The organism is Caulobacter sp. Root487D2Y, from assembly GCF_001427165.1.
Lineage (GTDB): Bacteria > Pseudomonadota > Alphaproteobacteria > Caulobacterales > Caulobacteraceae > Caulobacter.
In genome coordinates this window covers 1-16930 of sequence record NZ_LMFD01000002.1, presented here as the reverse complement: position 1 = coordinate 16930, position 16930 = coordinate 1, and the positions used below count along the sequence as shown (strand labels likewise).

Genomic DNA, 16930 nt, shown 5'->3' with positions numbered 1-16930 from the left:
GCTTACTTCTTCTTGCCTTCCTTGCGGCGAACCTTCTCGCCAGCATAACGCACGCCCTTGCCCTTGTAGGGCTCCGGCGGACGAATGCGGCGGATTTTCGCGGCAATCTCGCCAACCGCCTGCTTATCAGCGCCGGCGATCTTGATTTCGGTCTGCTTGGGCACCGCGAAGGTGACGCCGGCCGGAGCCTCGACGTCCACGTCGTGGGAGAAACCGAGCTGGATGGAGAGCGCGGAGCCCTTCATCGCGGCGCGGTAACCGACGCCCACCAGCTCGAGGGTTTCCTCGAAGCCCGTGGTGACGCCTTGCACCATGTTGGCGACCAGCGTGCGGGACAGACCCCACATCGACTTGGCGCGCTTGCTTTCATCGCGCGCCGCCAGCAGGAGGTCGGAACCTTCCTGCGAAACGGCGATCTCTTCGGCGATGGTCCAGGCGAGTTGCCCCTTGGGGCCCTTCACCGTGACCGTCTGCCCGTCGATCGTGACTTGCACGTTCGAGGGGATCGCGACGGCCTTCTTACCGATACGTGACATGCTCTGTTCCCTCCCGCGCCTAGTAGACGCGGCAGAGGACTTCGCCACCGACGTTAGCGTCGCGTGCAGCGGAGTCCGACATGACGCCCTTCGGCGTCGAAAGGATCGAGATGCCCAGGCCGTTCTTGATCGGCTTCAGGTCCTTGATCGACGAATAGACGCGACGGCCAGGCTTGGACACGCGGCTGATCTCGGCGATCACGGGCTCACCGTCAAAATACTTGAGCTCGATCTCGAATTCGGGGAACGCACCGGGCTTCTCGACCAGCGAGTAGCCGCGGATGTAGCCTTCGTCGGCCAGCACGTCCAGGACGCGGGCGCGCAGCTTGGAAGCCGGCGTCGCGACCTTGGCGCGCTTGCGCGTGGCGGCGTTCTTGATGCGAGCGATCATATCGCTCAGGGGATCGTTCATCGACATCTGATCGTCCTCACCAGCTCGACTTGACGAGGCCGGGGATCTGCCCTTGCGAACCCAGTTCGCGCAGAGCAATCCGGCTCATCTTCAGCTTGCGATAGTAGGCGCGCGGGCGGCCGGTCACTTCGCAACGGTTGCGAATGCGAACGGCCGACGAGCTGCGCGGAAGCTTCGCGAGCTTCAGGCGGGCTTCGAAGCGTTCTTCCAGCGGCAGGCTTTCGTCGTTGGCGATCGCCTTCAGCGCGGCGCGCTTGTCGGCGTATTGCTTGACGAGGGCCTTGACCGCGAGATTACGGTTAACGGCGCTTTTCTTGGCCATGGTGTGTTTCCCTGCCCGCTCTTAATTGTTGAACGGGAACTGGAATTCCTTCAGGAGAGCCTTGGCTTCCTGATCGGTCTTCGCAGTGGTGCAGACGATGATGTCCATGCCCCAGATCTGTTCGATCTGGTCATAGTTGATTTCCGGGAACACCAGGTGCTCCTTCAGGCCCATGGCGTAGTTGCCACGGCCGTCGAAGCTCTTGCCGTTCAGGCCGCGGAAGTCCTTCACGCGCGGCAGCGCGATCGTGACCAGGCGGTCGAGGAATTCGTACATCCGGTCCTTGCGGAGGGTCACCTTGCCGCCGACCACCATGCCTTCGCGCAGCTTGAAGCCGGCGATCGACTTGCGGGCCTTCGTGGCGACCGGCTTCTGGCCGGCGATAGCCATCAGATCCTTCAGCGCGGTCTGGGCCTTCTTGGAGTCGGCCACAGCTTCGCCGATGCCCATGTTCAGGACGATCTTGTCCAGCTTGGGGATCTGCATTTCGTTCGTGTAGCCGAACTGTTCCTTCATCGCGGCGCGGATGCGCGCGCGATATTCGGACTTCAGCCGCGGCTCGTAAGCTTGATCAACCATTGATCACCTCGCCCGTGGTCTTGGCCACGCGCACCTTCTTGTCGCCTTCGATCTTGAAGCCGACGCGGGTGGGCTTGCCGTTGGAATCCACGATGGCGACGTTCGAGACGTGCAGCGCGGCTTCCTTGCTCTTGATGCCGCCTTGCGGATCAGCCTGAGTGGCCTTGGTGTGGCGTTGAACCAGGTTCACGCCTTGGACCAGGACACGGTTGTCTTTGACGAGGACCTTGGTCACAGCGCCTTGCTTGCCCTTGTCCTTGCCGGCCAGGACGACAACGCGGTCGCCCTTCTTAATCTTGGCAGCCATTACAGCACCTCGGGGGCGAGGGAGATGATCTTCATGTGGTTCTTGGCGCGCAGTTCACGAGGAACCGGGCCGAAGATCCGCGTGCCGACCGGCTCGCTCTGCTTGTTGACGATGACCGCGGCGTTCTTGTCGAAACGGATCAGCGACCCGTCCTTACGCTTCATGCCTTGGTTCACGCGAACGACGACGGCGCGAAGCACGTCACCCTTCTTCACGCGGCCGCGCGGAATGGCTTCCTTCACGGACACGACGATCACGTCACCGACGCTGGCGTAGCGACGACCCGCGCCACCCAGCACCTTGATGCACATGACCCGGCGAGCGCCGGAGTTGTCGGCGACTTCCAGGTTAGTTTGCATCTGGATCATGGTTCAAACCTTCCAGATTAAGCAGAAGCCTTGGGAAGGACTTCCCAGGTCTTCAGCTTGGACTTCGGAGCGCACTCGATGATACGGGCAACTTCGCCCGCCTTGTACGCATTGCTCTCATCGTGCGCGTGGTACTTCTTGGACCGACGCACGATCTTCTTCAGCAGCGGGTGAACGATGGTCCGTTCAACCTTAACCACTACGGTCTTGTCGCCCTTATCGGAGACGACAACCCCTTCGAGGATACGCTTGGGCATATCGTTCTCCTTAAGCCGCGGCCTTGGCGCGCAGCACGGTCTTGATGCGGGCGATTTCCTTGCGGATCTCGCCAACGCGGTGGGTCTTTTCCACCTGACCGGTCGCCGCCTGGAAGCGCAGGTTGAACTGCTCTTTTTTCAGGTTGAGCAGCTGCTCGGCGAGTTGGTCGGGAGTCATGCCCCGGATGTCTTGGATCTTGGTCATGCCGCTTCGGCCTCCAGAGCCGCACCGGCGTCGATGCGGGTGACGACGCGGGTACGGATCGGCAGCTTGGCAGCGCCGAGACGCAGGGCTTCGCGCGCGATATCGTCCGGCACGCCGTCGATTTCGAACATGATGCGGCCCGGAGCCACGCGAGCGGCCCAGTGGTCCACGGCGCCCTTGCCCTTACCCATCCGGACTTCAGCCGGCTTGCCGGTGACCGGCACGTCCGGGAAGATACGGATCCAGACGCGGCCTTGACGCTTCATCTGGCGGGTGATGGCGCGACGAGCAGCTTCGATCTGACGAGCCGTGATGCGCTCCGGCTCGACGGCCTTCAGGCCGTACGAACCGAAGTTCAGCAGGGTGCCGCCCTTCGAGGTGCCGTGGATACGGCCCTTGAACTGCTTGCGATACTTGGTTTTTTTCGGTGACAGCATAGCGCTCTATCCTTAGCCCCGATCGCGACGGCCGCGGTCGCCCCGGTCGGGACGATCGCCGCGCTCGCGCCCACCACCTTCGCCGGCCGGGCCGGACTCAGTGGCGAGACGCTTGTCGAGCGCCATCGGGTCATGCTCCAGCACTTCGCCTTTGAAGATCCAGGTCTTCACGCCGATGATGCCGTAGGTGGTCTTGGCTTCCGCGAAACCGTAGTCGATGTCGGCGCGCAGGGTGTGGAGCGGCACGCGACCTTCGCGATACCATTCCATACGCGCGATTTCCGCGCCGCCGAGGCGGCCCGACACGTTGATGCGGATGCCCTTGGCGCCGAGACGGACGGCCGATTGGATCGACCGCTTCATGGCGCGACGGAAAGCGATACGACGCTCGAGCTGCTGGGCGATGGACTCGGCCACCAGCTGCGCATCGGTTTCGGGCTTACGGATTTCGACGATGTTCAGGTGAACTTCGCCTTCCGTCATCACCGACAGGTCCTTGCGGAGCTTGTCGATGTCAGCGCCCTTCTTACCGATGATGACGCCCGGACGGGCGGCATAGATCGTGACGCGGCACTTCTTGTGCGGACGCTCGATGATGATGCGCGAGACGCCGGCTTGATACAGGCGCTTCTTGAGCATCGCACGGACCGCGAGGTCTTGGTGCAGGAGCTTGCCGTACTGTTCGCCGTCGGCGAACCAACGGCTGTCCCAGGTACGGTTTACGCCGAGCCGCAGCCCGACCGGATTGACTTTCTGACCCATCAGGCGGCCTCACCCAGTTCGCGGACCACGATGGTGATCTCGGAGAACGGCTTTTCAACGCGCGTGGCCCGACCGCGAGCACGCGGCGAGAAGCGCTTCATCACCAGGTTCTTGCCCACATAGGCCTCGGCGACGACCAGCGAGTCGATGTCGAGGTTGTGGTTGTTTTCGGCGTTGGAGATCGCCGAATACAGCGCCTTGCGGACGTCCTGAGCGATACGCTTGTGGCTGAATTCGAGCTCGTTCAGAGCGCGCTGGACGTTCAGGCCACGGATGGACTGAGCGACCAGGTTCAGCTTGCGGGCGCTGGTGCGCAAGGTGCGAACCTTGCACATCGCTTCGTTGGCCGGCAGGCGGCGAGGTTGTTTAGCTTGGCTCATGGCCTACTTCCTCTTCGCCTTCTTGTCGGCGGCGTGGCCGGGGAAGTTGCGAGTGGGAGCGAACTCACCGAACTTCATGCCGACCATGTCTTCCGACACGGAGACGGGAACGTGCTTTTGACCGTTGTGCACGCCGAACACCAGGCCGACGAACTGCGGCATGATGGTCGAGCGGCGCGACCAGGTCTTGATGACGTCCTTGCGGCCCGACGCGAGAGCGGCGTCGGCCTTCTTCAGGAGGTACCCGTCGACGAACGGGCCTTTCCAGACGGAGCGGGTCATGGCTTAGCGGCCCTTTTTCGCTTTGTGGCGCGAACGGATGATGAACTTATCCGTGGCCTTGTTGACGCGGGTCTTGGCGCCCTTGGTCGGCTTGCCAGCCGGGGTCACCGGGTGACGGCCGCCCGAGGTGCGGCCTTCACCACCGCCGTGGGGGTGGTCGACCGGGTTCATGGCGACGCCGCGGACGTGAGGACGACGGCCCATGTGACGAACGCGCCCGGCCTTGCCGAGGTTTTCGTTCATGTGGTCCGGGTTCGACACGGCGCCGACGGTGGCCAGGCAGGTGTCGAGCACCATGCGCAGCTCGCCCGAGTTCAGGCGGATCTGAGCATAACCGGCGTCACGACCGACCAGCTGGGCGTAGGCGCCGGCCGAACGGGCGATCTGGCCGCCCTTGGCGGGCTTCAGCTCGACGTTGTGGATGATCGTGCCGATCGGCATGGTCCGCAGCGGCGAGGTGTTGCCCGGCTTCACGTCGACCTTGTCGGCGGTGACGACTTCGTCGCCGGCCTTCAGGCGTTGCGGGGCCAGGATGTAGGACAGCTCGCCGTCCTGATACTTGATCAGGGCGATGAAGGCGGTGCGGTTCGGATCGTACTCGAGACGAACGACCGTGGCCGTGCCTTGCTTACGACGCTTAAAGTCGACCAGACGGTACAGGCGCTTGGCGCCGCCGCCGCGGAAACGAACCGCGATGCGGCCATTGCCGCCGCGACCGCCCGACTTGGTCAGACCTTCGACCAGCTTCTTTTCCGGGCGGCCCTTGTGGAGCTCGCTGCGGTCGATCAGCACCAGGCCGCGCTGGCCGGGGCTGGTCGGGTTAAAGTGCTTCAAGGCCATCTGATTAGAGCCCCGTCGTGATGTCGATCGACTGGCCTTCGGCCAGGGTCACGATGGCTTTTTTGACATCGGAACGGCGTCCGATGATGCCACGGAAGCGCTTGGTCTTGCCCTTGGTGACCAGGGTGTTGACCTTGGTGACCTTGACCTTGAACAGCTCTTCGACAGCGGCGGCGATTTCGTCCTTCGACGCATCGGCGGACACGCGGAAGACAACCTTGTTCTGCTCGCTGAGCAGGGTGGCCTTCTCGGTGATCACCGGCGACAGGATCGTGTCGTAGTGGCGGGCGGTTGCGGCCATCAGGCGGCTTCCTTCTCAGCGAAACGGGCCGAGATCGCCTCGATCGCGTCCTTGGTCAGGACGAGCGTTTGGCGACGCAGCACGTCATAGACGTTCAGGCCGGCGTTCGGCAGCACGTCGATGTTCGGAATGTTGCGGGCGGCGAGCTTGAAGTTGCCGTCCACTTCCGGACCCGCGATGACCAGCGCGTTCTTCAGGCCGATCTTGTCGAAGTTGGCGCGCAGGGCGGCCGTCTTCGGGTCGGTCAGAACGGCGGTGTCCAGCACGATGATCGAGCCGGACTTGGCCTTCGAGGACAGAGCGTGGCGCAGAGCCATGGCGCGGATCTTCTTGGGAAGATCGAACGCGTGGCTGCGGACGACAGGGCCGTGAGCCTTGGCGCCGCCGACGAACTGAGCCGCACGGCGCGAACCGTGACGAGCCGAGCCGGTGCCCTTTTGCTTGTACATCTTCTTGCCCGTACGAGAGACCTCGTTGCGGACCTGAATCTTGTGGTTCCCGGAGCGGCGCTTGGCCAGCTGCCAGGTGACGACGCGCTGCAGGATGTCGCCGCGGATGTCGGCGATGCCAAAGATGGCGTCGTCGAGATCAACGGAGCCGGCCTTGCCGCCGTCCAGTTTGATGACGTCGAGTTTCATTAGCCTTCGCCCTCTTCGGTCGTCGCCGCGGGGGCTTCCTCAGCGGGGGTTTCAGCGGCGGCGGCGGCCGGAGCCTCGCCAGCCTTGCGGAAGGCGCCCGGACGCGGCAGGTCGGCCGGAGCGGCCTTCTTGATCGCGTCGCGAACCTTGACGTACGAGCCTTCCGAGCCGGGGACGGCGCCCTTGACCAGGATCAGGCCGCGTTCCACGTCCACTTTCCAAACGGTGACGTTCAGGGTGGTGACGGTTTCCTGACCCAGGTGACCGGCCATCTTCTTGCCCGGGAACGTACGGCCCGGATCTTGGCGGTTACCCGTCGAGCCGTGCGAACGGTGCGAGACCGAGACGCCGTGGGTGGCGCGCAGACCGGAGAAGTTCCAGCGCTTCATGGCGCCGGCAAAACCCTTGCCGACGGTGATGCCTTGGATGTCCACCTTCTGGCCGGGAACGTAGTGGTCGGCGGTGAATTCCGCGCCCACTTCGATCAGGGCGGCTTCTTCGACGCGGAATTCGGCGACGATCCGCTTGGGCTCGACCGAGTTCTTGGCGAAGTGACCGCGCATGGCGTTCGGGGTGTTCTTCGGCTTCTTGGCGCCGGCGCCGAGCTGGAGGGCGGTGTAGCCATCCTTCTCAACGGTGCGCTGAGCCGTGACCTGGCAACCATCCAGCGACAGGACGGTGACCGGGACGTGCTGTCCGGTTTCATCGAAGAAGCGGGTCATGCCCAGCTTCTTGGCGATCACGCCAGTACGATTAGCGGGGAGAGTCATCTGTTCGGCCCTCCTTACAGCTTGATTTCGACGTCGACGCCGGCCGACAGGTCGAGCTTCATCAGCGCGTCCACGGTCTGCGGAGTCGGATCAACGATGTCGAGGACGCGCTTGTGCGTGCGGATCTCGAACTGCTCGCGCGACTTCTTGTCGACGTGCGGCGAGCGGTTGACCGTGAATTTCTCGATAAGCGTGGGCAGGGGGATCGGGCCCCGTACCGTCGCACCCGTGCGCTTGGCCGTATTGACGATCTCGCGCGTGGAATGATCCAACACGCGGTGATCGAAGGCCTTGAGCCGGATGCGGATGTTCTGACGATCCATATCGCTCGGTTTCCTAGTGGGCTGCGCCCGCGTCTCGAACCATTTCAAAGACCAACTCGGTCCCCGCGAGGGGTCCGAACGCAGCGTCCGCAAAACAAATTGGCCCGCACGGTCTCCCGTGAGGGCCGGTGACTGAAAACTGCGCCCCAAAAGGCGCGATCGGCAGTCGTTCGCGAACCGCGTCTAAGCCCGAAAGCTCACAGCCGGTCCAACAGAGGGGGGCTTTTACGTGTGTGAATCGGTTTCGTCAAGCGGTTCACGGGTCAGTTTTGGAGTTGGGCGTGCGACATCCGCGCCCTCCCCTGTTCGCCCTTTCGTCCGGGCAAAAGCCGAGACCCGAGCCAAGCTCGACCGCCTGCTCGGCGCGAGGCCCGCTCCCGCCCTGGGACCCGGCTTCCCCGGGGGCGAAACGAAGACCGGCCTAAACATAACGTCGTTGCATGAAACATGCTCGAAACTGCGAATAACAGAGCAAGAACGTGCTGGCACGCGCGATAGGAACGTTAACCCGCCTCCGCAAGTGTCATAAAACTGCATCAATTCGCCGCCGACCGCGCCGGCCGGCCTTGTCGCCTAGGGCAAAGCTCCATAGATCCGCCGCTCCTCGACGGACGGGCGGCCCTCCCCAAAACGACCGCCCGCCGATCGAGGCCACACAGTAAGGGGATTACCCACTATGAAGACCCAACTCTTTGCCGCCGCCGCCGTTCTGGCGCTGGCCGTCTCGGCTCCCGCCTTCGCCCAGAACGTGGGCTCGGTCGGCGCCGCGGTGAACTACACCGACGTCGACACCAACTTCGGCGGCGCCGACGGCAGCTCGGTGAAGGTCGACGGCAACGTCGCCATCCCGACCGGCGCCTGGACCGTCACCCTGAACGGCAACGTCTCGGTCAGCGACAACGACCTGAGCGACGAAACCGTCGCCTCGACCGCCGCTCACCTGACCACCAAGGTCGGCGACACCGTTCGCGTCGGCGGCTTCGCGGCCCTGTCGCGTCCGTCGAACGACACCCTGTGGGCTGTCGGCGCCGAAGCCAGCAAGTACTTCACCAACGTCACGCTGAACGGCCAAGTCGCCTACGGCCAGTCGAACGACCTGGACGCCGACCTGTACGCCGTGCGCGGCGAAGCCCGCTACTTCGTCTCGGACGACTTCCGTCTGGACGCCGGCGCCGGCTACTCGAAGATCGACGGCGACGCCGCCAACGAAGCCGATGTCTGGGACGTCAACCTGGGCGGCGAATACAAGTTCGCCAACACCGGCTGGTCGACCTTCGGCAAGTACAGCCACACCGAGTCCGAAGACCTGGCCGACCTGAAGGCCGACGCCGTGAAGGTTGGCTTCCGCTACACCTTCGGCGGCAGCCTGAAGGCCCGCGACGCGGCCGGCGCCGACCTGATCGACGCCGACACCCTGTTCGGCTTCGGCGTCCGCTAAGCGGCGGCCGTTCGCCATACAGCGGACTAAAGAAACACCCCGGAGCTTCGGCTCCGGGGTGCTTCACTTTATATATACGTGCTGGGTGAGCGTGGTTCGGCGGCTAGCGGCCGATGATCACGTCGCCCGAACCGGCCACGTGCTTGCTCACCGGCCCCGTCGCCTTGGCGATGCGCACGTCGCCCGAGCCGGCCACCGACACCTCGACATTGGCGGCCTCGCCGTCGAACACCACGTCGCCGGAGCCCATGACGCTGACCTCGACCGAGCGCGAACGGCCGCCGTTGACGGTCACGTCGCCGGAACCGGCGATGTTGGCCTCGAGCTTGCCGTTGACGCTGGCGGCGGTCACCCCGCCCGAGCCGGCGATGTTGATCTCCAGGTCGCCGCCGATCTCCTGGGTCTTCACGTCGCCCGAGCCGGCGATGTTGATCTCGGCCGAACCGGCGCTGCCGGCCTTGGTGTCGCCGGAGCCGGCCTGGTTCAGGTCGAGCTTGCCCCGGACGTTGGCCACGGTCCAATCCCCGCAGCCGGCGTTGGAGAGCTCCAAGTGATCGGTGCGGCCGACATTGCCGAACACCGCGCCGCCGGCGGCGACCTCGGCGTTCATCGGCACGCGCACCACGATCTGCGGGATGTCGTCCCATTTCACGTCGCCGACGCCGCGCACGTGGATCACGGTCTTGCCCATCACCGTATTGCAGCCGTTGATGCGGTTCATCCGCAGGCCGCCGTCGACCGTCGTGGTCGAGCCGTTCTGGCGGATGCTCAGCGGCAGGCTCTGGTTGGTGGTCAGGAATTCGACCTTCACGTCGTTCCGCGCCTCGGGGATCACCTCGACCCGGGCCACGGCGTCCTTGATCTTCACGGACGGATCGGCGGCGGCCGCGCCGGCGAAGCCCAGAACGGCGGCGGTGGTGGCCAGGAGCAGAAGAGCGCGCATCGGTTGTTCCCTCGAAACAGAGCGTTGTTGAGGGAAAGCTAGCCGCGCGTTTATCGAGAAACGACTTAATTCGAGGTCATGACCCGCTTGTCATGATTGAGCCTCAATTGGCGCTGGCCGCCAACCGCACCGGAACCGACTTGTAGGCCGGCGTGCCGCTGCGCCGGTCGTGGTCCTCCAGCGCCACCAGCACATTGGCCTCGGGATAGTAGGCGGCCAGGCAGCCGCGCGGGATGTCCCGCTCCACCAGGGTGAAACCACGCACCGCTCGCCGGCCGGTCTCGTCGAAGGCCGCCAGCAGGTCGATGCGGTCGCCGGCCTTCAGGCCTCGCGCGGCGATGTCGTCGGGATGGGCGAAGACCACGTCGCGGCGGCCGAACACCCCGCGATAGCGGTCGTTCGTACCGTAGATGGTGGTGTTGTACTGGTCATGGCTGCGCAGGGTGGTCAGCAGCAGCACGTCCGCCTGGCCCCGCCGGGCGTCCCGGCCGTCGTTACGATGGACCAGGAACTGCGCCTTGCCGCTGGGCGTCTTCCAGACCCGCTCGGACGGCGGCACGGGCAGGCGAAACCCGCCCGGCTGGCGGACGCGCTCATTATAATCGGCGAAAAGGTCGGGAAAGACCGCCTCGATCAGGTCGCGGATACGGTCGTAGTCGGCGGCCAGGCCTTGCCAGTCGACGATGTCGTTTGGTCCGAACAGAGCCGCGCCGATGCCGGCGACGATGGCCGGCTCGGATTTCAGCTGGTCGGAGGCCGGAGGATTCAGGCCGCGCGAGGCGTGGACCATCGACATCGAGTCCTCGACCGTCACCGCCTGGCGTCCGCCGGCCTGCAGGTCGATCTCGGTGCGCCCCAGGCACGGCAGCAGCAGACTTTCGGCGCCATGCAGCAGGTGAGTGCGATTGAGCTTGGTGGCGACGTGGACGGTCAGCCCCACCTTCTGGATCGCCGCGAAGGTCCGGGTCGGATCCGGCGCGGCGACGGCGAAGTTGCCTCCCAGGCCGACGAACACCTTGGCCTCGCCCGTCTCCATGGCCGCGATCGCCTCGACCACCGTGTGGCCGTGCTCGCGCGGAGACTTGAAGGCAAACACCCTGTCCATCGAATCCAGGAACCCGGCCGAGGGCTTCTCCCAGATCCCGACGGTGCGGTCGCCCTGGACGTTGGAGTGGCCCCGCAGCGGACAGATCCCCGCCCCCGGCCGGCCGATATTGCCCCTCAGCAGCAGCAGATTGACCAGCTGCTGGACGGTGCTGGACGAGGACCGGTGCTGGGTCAGGCCCATGCCGTAGCAGAGGATCGTCGCCTTGGCGTTGGCATAGGCCCGGGCCGCCTCTTCGATCTGAGCCCGCGTCAAGCCGGACCCGGCTTCGATCTCGCCCCAACTCAGATCCTCGACGACGGCCTTCAGCGCCTCGAAGCCTTCGGTGTGCTCGGCGATGAAAGCCCGGTCCAGAACCCCCTTATTGTCCTTTGGGCCCTGGCTCTCGGCGTCCAGCGCCAGCACGGCCTTCATGATCCCCTGCACCGCCAGGGCGTCGCCGCCGACGGTCAGCTGGTAATAGGCCGAGGCGATGGGGGTCGAGGACAGGGTCGCCATCTCGACCGGGTCCTGCGGCGCGGCGAACTTCTCCAGCGCCCTTTCCTTCAGCGGATTGAAGGCCAGGATCGTCGCGCCGCGCCTGGAGGCGTCGCGCAGGGTGGTCATCATCCGCGGATGGTTGGTGCCGGGATTGTGGCCGAAACTGAGGATCAGGTCGGCGTGGTCGAAATCCTCCAGCGTGACCGAGCCCTTGCCCATGCCGATCGAGTCCGGCAGGCCGACGCTGGTCGGCTCGTGGCACATGTTCGAGCAGTCGGGGAAATTGTTGGTCCCTACCCGCCGACCCAGCAGCTGGAACAGGAACGCCGCCTCGTTGGAGGCGCGGCCCGAGGCGTAGAACTCGGCCTGGTCCGGGTGGTCCAGCGCCCGCAGGGCGTCGGCGGTCCGCGCTAAGGCCTCGTCCCAGGCGATGGGCAGGTAGCGGTCCGACGCCCTGTCGTAGGCCATCGGATGGGTCAGCCGGCCCAGATCCTCCAGGGCGTGGTCGCTCCAGGTCTTCAGCGCGGTGACGGTGTGGGCCGCGAACACCTCGGGCGTGGCGCGCTTGGTCGTCGCCTCCCAGGCCACGGCCTTGGCCCCGTTCTCGCAGAACTCGAACGACGAGGTGTGCTTGGGGTCGGGCCAGGCGCAGCCGGGGCAGTCGAAGCCCTCGGGCTGGTTGGCGCGCAGCAGGGTCTTGCCGCCCTCGATCACGGTCTCCTGGCCGGTCAACGCCCCGGCCACCGCCTTCAGCGCGCCCCAGCCGCCGGCGGCGTTGTCGTAGCGATGGATGCCGGGGATCTTGGCGTTGGCGGCGTCGATCTCGTCCTTGGCCATCACGCGGGCTCCGAAACAGCGTCGAGCAGGCGCTCGGCATAGGTGAAGACCGTGTGGCCGTCGGCGCGGGCCAGGGCGACCAGGGTCAGGCCCGCCGCCTCGGCCCGGCGGATCGCCAGGTCCGTCGGAGCCGAGACCGCCACCAGGATCGAGCAACCCATCCGCACGGTCTTCTCGACCATCTCGAACGAGCAGCGGCTGGTGACCAGCACGAAGCCTTCGGACGCATCGCCCCCCGCGCGCGCCATCGCGCCGGCCAGCTTGTCCAGGGCGTTGTGGCGGCCGACGTCCTCGCGGACCACGACCAGCGCCCCGTCCGTATCGGCGAAGGCCGCCGCGTGGGTGGCGCGGGTCAGGCGGCCCAGGGCCTGGACCTCGCCCAGGGCGTCGACGGCGCGCTGCACCGCCTGGTGCGAGACCCTTTCACCGCCTTCCAGGCGCGGCAGAGGCCGCACGGCGTCGGCCAGGCGCTGCACCCCGCAGAGTCCGCAGCTGGACCGCCCTTCCAGCGTGCGCGGCCGGGCCTTGCGCTGGATCGCGCCGGGCTTGAGCCTGACGTCGGCCAGGATCCCCAGATCCGTCTCGGTGACCTCGATCCCGAGCACCTCCGCGGCCTTGGCCACCGCCTCGGTCACGGTGAAGCCCCAGGCCAGGTCCTCGACATCGTCCGGCGTGGCCATCAGCACCGTGTGCGGCCGGCCGTCGAACGACAGGCCCACGGCGACCTCCTGGGGCGTGGCCCGGGCGATGATCTCGGACCCGGCCCCGACCCGCCATTGGCTGGCGGAACGGCGTTGAGCGGCGGCTTTCGACATGGCCGGAGTCTACCGCCTGGCCGCTCCCGCGTCCAAGCACCCTCTTCACGGCAGGAACGTTCAAAATCCGACGCGGTTGTAAGATGACCGAACGACGATCCTGAAGCACTCTAGGGTCATGGCCGTCATCGACACCCGTCGCGATCAGATGTTCCCCAGCCTCCGGCCGGAGGAGATCGACCGCATCCGCCGCTTCGGCGACATCGCCCACGCCAAGGCCGGCGCGGTGCTGGCCAAGGCCGGCGAGGTCTCGCCCGGGCTGATGGTGATCCTCGAGGGCCGCGCCCGCGTCAGTCGGCGCGACGCCCACGACGAGCGCCACATGATCGTCGAGCACGAGCCGGGGCAATTCGTCGGCGAGCTGGCCCAGCTGTCGAACCGCCCGTCGCTGGTCGACGTCGAGGCCCTGACCGACCTGGAGGTGCTGCGGATCAAGCCCGACCGCCTGCGGGCGGTGCTGATCGCCGAGGCCGAGCTGGGCGAGAAGATCATGCGGGCCCTGATCCTGCGCCGCGTCGGACTCTTGGAAACCGGGGCCGGAGGCCCGGTGATCATCGGCCGCGCCGGCGACGGCGAGGTCATCCGGCTGAGCGGCTTCCTCGGCCGCAACGGCCATCCCTACCAGCACCTCGATCCCGACACCGTCGACTGCGCCAAGGTGCTGATCCAGCGATTCTCGATCGACGAGGCCGAACTGCCGATCGTGCTCTGCCCCGGCGGCCAGATCCTGCGCCATCCGTCCAACGCCGAGCTGGCGCGATGCATCGGCATGGTCGGCGACCTGGATCCCGACCGCGTCTACGACGTGGCCGTGGTCGGGGCCGGCCCGGCGGGCCTGGCCACCGCCGTCTACGCCGCCTCGGAGGGCCTGTCGGTGCTGGTGCTCGACACCCGGGCGTTCGGCGGCCAGGCCGGGGCCTCGGCCCGCATCGAGAACTATCTGGGCTTCCCCACCGGCGTCTCCGGCATGGCCCTGATGGCCCGGGCCTACAATCAGGCCCAGAAGTTCGGCGCCAACCTGGCCATCCCCGACGAGGTGGCGACCCTGGACTGCGACGGCGAGGCCGAGGCCGACGGCGGGCTCGGCGGCTATCACCTGAAGCTGGTCAGCGGCGAGACCACCCAGGCCAAGACCGTGGTGATCGCCAGCGGCGCCCGCTACCGGCGGCTGGAGGTGGCCAATCTGGATCAGTTCGAAGGCAGCAGCGTCCACTACTGGGCCTCGCCGCTCGAGGCCAAGCTGTGCGCGGGCCAGGAGGTGGCTCTGGTCGGGGCCGGCAATTCGGCCGGCCAGGCGGCGGTCTATCTGGCCAGCCAGGTCAAGAAGGTGTGGCTCGTGATCCGCGGCAAGAGCCTGGCCGCCAGCATGTCGCGCTACCTGATCGACCGCATCGAAAGCCTGCCCAACATCGAGGTCGTCACCCGCAACGAGATCTTCGAGCTGGAGGGCGAGGACGGCCAACTGCGCGCGATCCGTCACCGCGATCTCGACACCGGCCAGGAGGACCGCTGCGAACTCAGCCACCTCTTCCTGTTCATCGGCGCCGCGCCCAACACCGCCTGGCTGGCTCAATGTCATGTCGAGCTGGACAACCACGGCTTCGTGCGCACCGGCCAGGACCTAGCCCCGGGCCACCCGCCCCTGCAGACCAGCCGCCACGGCGTGTTCGCGATCGGCGATGTGCGCGCGGGCTCGGTCAAGCGCGTGGCCGCGGCGGTCGGCGAAGGCGCCCAGGTGGTGGCCGCGATCCACGCCTATCTGGCCGAGCCGGTGACGACGGCCTGAGAACGCGCAACCTGTCCGGCGGCCAAGATTACACATCCTTAAATTGCGCCCCGTCGCCAGGGCGGTGATCGTTGAGCCAACAGGGGAAAGTCATCTCATGAAGCTCTCGATACTGATCGGCGCCGCGAGCCTGCTGACGGCCGGTCCCGCCCTGGCCGCCCAGCCCACCTGCGCCGCGCCCGACTTCGCCAAGCAGGCGCGCGAACTGATCACGCCCTATCTGGAGCCCGAGGGTTTCAGCGGCTCGATCCTGGTGGCCAAGGACGGCGCGCCGATGTGGCGCGAGAGCTTCGGCGCGGCCGACCGCGAATGGGACGTCGCCAACACCGCCGACACCAAGTTCCGCCTCGGCTCAATCACCAAGCAGTTCACGGCCACGGCGATCCTGCAGCTGGTCGAGCAGGGCAAGCTGTCGATCGACGATCCGGTTTCGAAATACTACGCGGACGCCCCGCCCGCCTGGGCCAAGGTGACGATCAAGCACCTGCTGACCCACAGCTCGGGCATACCCAGCTACACCGCCCTGCCCGGCTTCTTCGACAAGGGCTCGTCCAAGCTGCCCCTGACGCCGGACGAGATCGTCAAGCTGACCCGGGACATGCCCTTGGAGTTCGAGCCGGGCGCGAAATACAACTACGACAACACCGGCTACATCCTGCTGGGCTACGTGATCGAGAAGGTCTCGGGCGAGACCTATGCTGACTATGTGGCCAAGCACATCTTCGCCCCGCTCGGCATGAAGGACAGCGGCTACGACGTCAGCGGCGTGATCCTGAAGAAGCGGGCCTCGGGCTATCAGGGTTCCAAGGACGGCTGGAGGAACGCCGACTATCTCGACATGACCCTGCCCTATGCGGCCGGTTCGCTCTATTCGACCACCGGCGACCTGCTGATCTGGGATCGGGCCCTGGCCGACGGCAAGATCCTGACCCCGGCCTCGCGTCAGGCGATGTTCACCGACTACGGCCACAAGTACGGGTTCGGCTGGCGGATCGACCAGGAAGCTGGTCGTGAGCGCATTGGCCACGGCGGCGGGATCAACGGCTTCTCGACCGGCATCGTCCGTTTTCCCAAGGACGGCGTCGTGGCGATCGTGCTGTCCAACTACAACGCCTCGCCCTCCCACGGCATCGCCGAGAAGCTGGCGGGCCTGTGCGTGGGCTCCTACCGGCCGCCTCAGGCGATCGCGCTGCCCGCCAAAACGTTGGATCTCTATGTCGGCGACTATGTGCTGTCGCCGACCATCACCATCACCATCAGCCGGCATGGCGATCAACTGATCAGCCAGAGCACGAACCAGCCTCCCCTGCCCCTCTACGCCAGCGCGCCGGGCGAATTCTTCTCCAAAACCGCCATCGCCTTGGCCAGCTTCACCCAGGCCGGCGACGCACCCGCCACGGCCCTGGTGCTGCACCAGGGCGGCACGGACCGGACCGCGCCGCGAGCGGCCGCCAAATAAGCCCTCCCCCCATGGGGGAGGCGATCGCGCAGCGATCGGTGGGGGGAGTTCCAGGATCGAGGATCCGGGCTTCGGCCATCGGCCGATCCCTCCCCCCTCCGTCGCCCTAGGGGCGACACCTCCCCCACAGGGGGAGGACCTACAAAGCAAAAGGCCCCGGAGTTTCCTCCGGGGCCTTCGCTATGTCTTAGCCGAGGCTAGAAGATCGATCGACTACTCGACGATCTTGGCCACCACGCCGGCGCCGACCGTGCGGCCGCCTTCGCGGATGGCGAAGCGCAGGCCTTGGTCCATGGCGATCGGGGTGATCAGCTCGACGTCCAGCTCGGCGTTGTCGCCCGGCATGAT

23 protein-coding genes and 1 pseudogene are annotated in these 16930 nt (G+C 66.1%); 3 read left to right on the top strand and 21 right to left on the bottom strand.

Going from position 1 to position 16930, the window contains the following annotated elements; genetic code table 11:
* Positions 1–2: 2 nt before the first annotated feature.
* Genes rplF through rpsJ form a run of 17 tightly spaced genes read right to left on the bottom strand, consistent with a single transcriptional unit; the run spans position 3 to position 7719 of the window.
* Positions 3–536, bottom strand: a complete 534-nt coding sequence (gene rplF / locus ASD38_RS05415) for a 50S ribosomal protein L6 (RefSeq protein WP_056437829.1) — start codon at positions 534–536, stop codon at positions 3–5.
* A 19-nt stretch (positions 537–555) separates the two neighbouring features.
* On the bottom strand, positions 556–954 hold the full coding sequence (rpsH, locus tag ASD38_RS05410) for a 30S ribosomal protein S8 (protein ID WP_007662733.1): 399 nt from the start codon (positions 952–954) through the stop codon (positions 556–558).
* Positions 955–964: 10 nt separating this feature from the next.
* Positions 965–1270 carry a 30S ribosomal protein S14 gene (gene rpsN, locus ASD38_RS05405; protein ID WP_018061186.1) on the bottom strand — a complete coding sequence of 102 codons (306 nt, stop codon included), beginning with the start codon at positions 1268–1270 and terminating at the stop codon, positions 965–967.
* A gap of 21 nt (positions 1271–1291) precedes the next feature.
* Positions 1292–1849 carry a 50S ribosomal protein L5 gene (gene rplE / locus ASD38_RS05400; protein ID WP_056437831.1) on the bottom strand — a complete coding sequence of 186 codons (558 nt, stop codon included), beginning with the start codon at positions 1847–1849 and terminating at the stop codon, positions 1292–1294.
* Positions 1842–2156: a 50S ribosomal protein L24 gene (gene rplX, locus ASD38_RS05395; protein WP_056458330.1), complete on the bottom strand. Its 315-nt coding sequence runs from the start codon at positions 2154–2156 to the stop codon at positions 1842–1844. Before rplX ends, rplE begins: the two co-directional genes overlap by 8 nt.
* A complete protein-coding gene (gene rplN / locus ASD38_RS05390; protein ID WP_007662742.1) occupies positions 2156–2524 on the bottom strand; it encodes a 50S ribosomal protein L14 in 369 nt (122 codons plus the stop codon). Before rplN ends, rplX begins: the two co-directional genes overlap by 1 nt.
* Before the next feature lie 17 nt (positions 2525–2541).
* Positions 2542–2781, bottom strand: coding sequence for a 30S ribosomal protein S17 (gene rpsQ, locus ASD38_RS05385; RefSeq protein ID WP_035080025.1), 240 nt, complete (start codon positions 2779–2781; stop codon positions 2542–2544).
* A gap of 10 nt (positions 2782–2791) precedes the next feature.
* Entirely contained in the window at positions 2792–2986 is a 195-nt protein-coding gene (rpmC, locus tag ASD38_RS05380) for a 50S ribosomal protein L29 (RefSeq protein WP_012285673.1), read from the bottom strand.
* Complete coding sequence (gene rplP / locus ASD38_RS05375) at positions 2983–3423, bottom strand: 50S ribosomal protein L16 (protein ID WP_012285672.1); 441 nt, start codon at positions 3421–3423, stop codon at positions 2983–2985. The genes rpmC and rplP overlap by 4 nt, the downstream gene beginning before the upstream one ends.
* A gap of 12 nt (positions 3424–3435) precedes the next feature.
* Entirely contained in the window at positions 3436–4185 is a 750-nt protein-coding gene (gene rpsC / locus ASD38_RS05370) for a 30S ribosomal protein S3 (RefSeq protein ID WP_028041108.1), read from the bottom strand.
* Positions 4185–4565 (bottom strand): 50S ribosomal protein L22, encoded by a 381-nt coding sequence (rplV, locus tag ASD38_RS05365; protein WP_012285670.1) that lies wholly within the window; start codon positions 4563–4565, stop codon positions 4185–4187. Before rplV ends, rpsC begins: the two co-directional genes overlap by 1 nt.
* A gap of 3 nt (positions 4566–4568) precedes the next feature.
* Entirely contained in the window at positions 4569–4847 is a 279-nt protein-coding gene (gene rpsS, locus ASD38_RS05360) for a 30S ribosomal protein S19 (protein WP_012285669.1), read from the bottom strand.
* A gap of 3 nt (positions 4848–4850) precedes the next feature.
* The gene (rplB, locus tag ASD38_RS05355) at positions 4851–5687 is read right to left on the bottom strand and encodes a 50S ribosomal protein L2 (RefSeq protein ID WP_056437834.1); all 837 of its coding nucleotides are present in this window, start codon (positions 5685–5687) and stop codon (positions 4851–4853) included.
* Positions 5688–5691: 4 nt separating this feature from the next.
* Positions 5692–5988, bottom strand: a complete 297-nt coding sequence (locus ASD38_RS05350) for a 50S ribosomal protein L23 (RefSeq protein WP_007662755.1) — start codon at positions 5986–5988, stop codon at positions 5692–5694.
* Positions 5988–6626, bottom strand: a complete 639-nt coding sequence (gene rplD / locus ASD38_RS05345) for a 50S ribosomal protein L4 (protein WP_056437837.1) — start codon at positions 6624–6626, stop codon at positions 5988–5990. Before rplD ends, ASD38_RS05350 begins: the two co-directional genes overlap by 1 nt.
* The gene (gene rplC / locus ASD38_RS05340) at positions 6626–7396 is read right to left on the bottom strand and encodes a 50S ribosomal protein L3 (protein WP_056437838.1); all 771 of its coding nucleotides are present in this window, start codon (positions 7394–7396) and stop codon (positions 6626–6628) included. Before rplC ends, rplD begins: the two co-directional genes overlap by 1 nt.
* A gap of 14 nt (positions 7397–7410) precedes the next feature.
* Positions 7411–7719, bottom strand: a complete 309-nt coding sequence (rpsJ, locus tag ASD38_RS05335; RefSeq protein ID WP_004616952.1) for a 30S ribosomal protein S10 — start codon at positions 7717–7719, stop codon at positions 7411–7413.
* A 676-nt stretch (positions 7720–8395) separates the two neighbouring features.
* Between rpsJ and ASD38_RS05330 the strand changes: the two genes are divergently transcribed.
* Entirely contained in the window at positions 8396–9157 is a 762-nt protein-coding gene (locus tag ASD38_RS05330) for an outer membrane beta-barrel protein (RefSeq protein WP_056437841.1), read from the top strand.
* A 103-nt stretch (positions 9158–9260) separates the two neighbouring features.
* On the opposite strand, the gene ASD38_RS05325 is transcribed toward ASD38_RS05330, so the two are convergent.
* The 3 genes from ASD38_RS05325 to fdhD all read right to left on the bottom strand — a co-directional run bounded on the left by ASD38_RS05325 (position 9261) and on the right by fdhD (position 13337).
* Entirely contained in the window at positions 9261–10100 is an 840-nt protein-coding gene (locus tag ASD38_RS05325; RefSeq protein ID WP_056437843.1) for a GIN domain-containing protein, read from the bottom strand.
* A gap of 103 nt (positions 10101–10203) precedes the next feature.
* On the bottom strand, positions 10204–12522 hold the full coding sequence (locus tag ASD38_RS05320) for an FdhF/YdeP family oxidoreductase (protein WP_056458322.1): 2319 nt from the start codon (positions 12520–12522) through the stop codon (positions 10204–10206).
* The gene (gene fdhD, locus ASD38_RS05315) at positions 12522–13337 is read right to left on the bottom strand and encodes a formate dehydrogenase accessory sulfurtransferase FdhD (RefSeq protein ID WP_056458320.1); all 816 of its coding nucleotides are present in this window, start codon (positions 13335–13337) and stop codon (positions 12522–12524) included. The genes ASD38_RS05320 and fdhD overlap by 1 nt, the downstream gene beginning before the upstream one ends.
* Positions 13338–13455: 118 nt before the next feature.
* Here fdhD and ASD38_RS05310 point away from each other — a divergent pair, with 118 nt between their 5' ends.
* Positions 13456–15123 (top strand): FAD-dependent oxidoreductase, encoded by a 1668-nt coding sequence (locus ASD38_RS05310; protein WP_056437851.1) that lies wholly within the window; start codon positions 13456–13458, stop codon positions 15121–15123.
* A gap of 97 nt (positions 15124–15220) precedes the next feature.
* A complete protein-coding gene (locus ASD38_RS05305) occupies positions 15221–16582 on the top strand; it encodes a serine hydrolase (protein WP_056458316.1) in 1362 nt (453 codons plus the stop codon).
* A gap of 213 nt (positions 16583–16795) precedes the next feature.
* Here ASD38_RS05305 and tuf read toward each other — a convergent pair.
* Positions 16796–16930, bottom strand: a pseudogene (tuf, locus tag ASD38_RS23205) (elongation factor Tu); the annotation flags it as partial.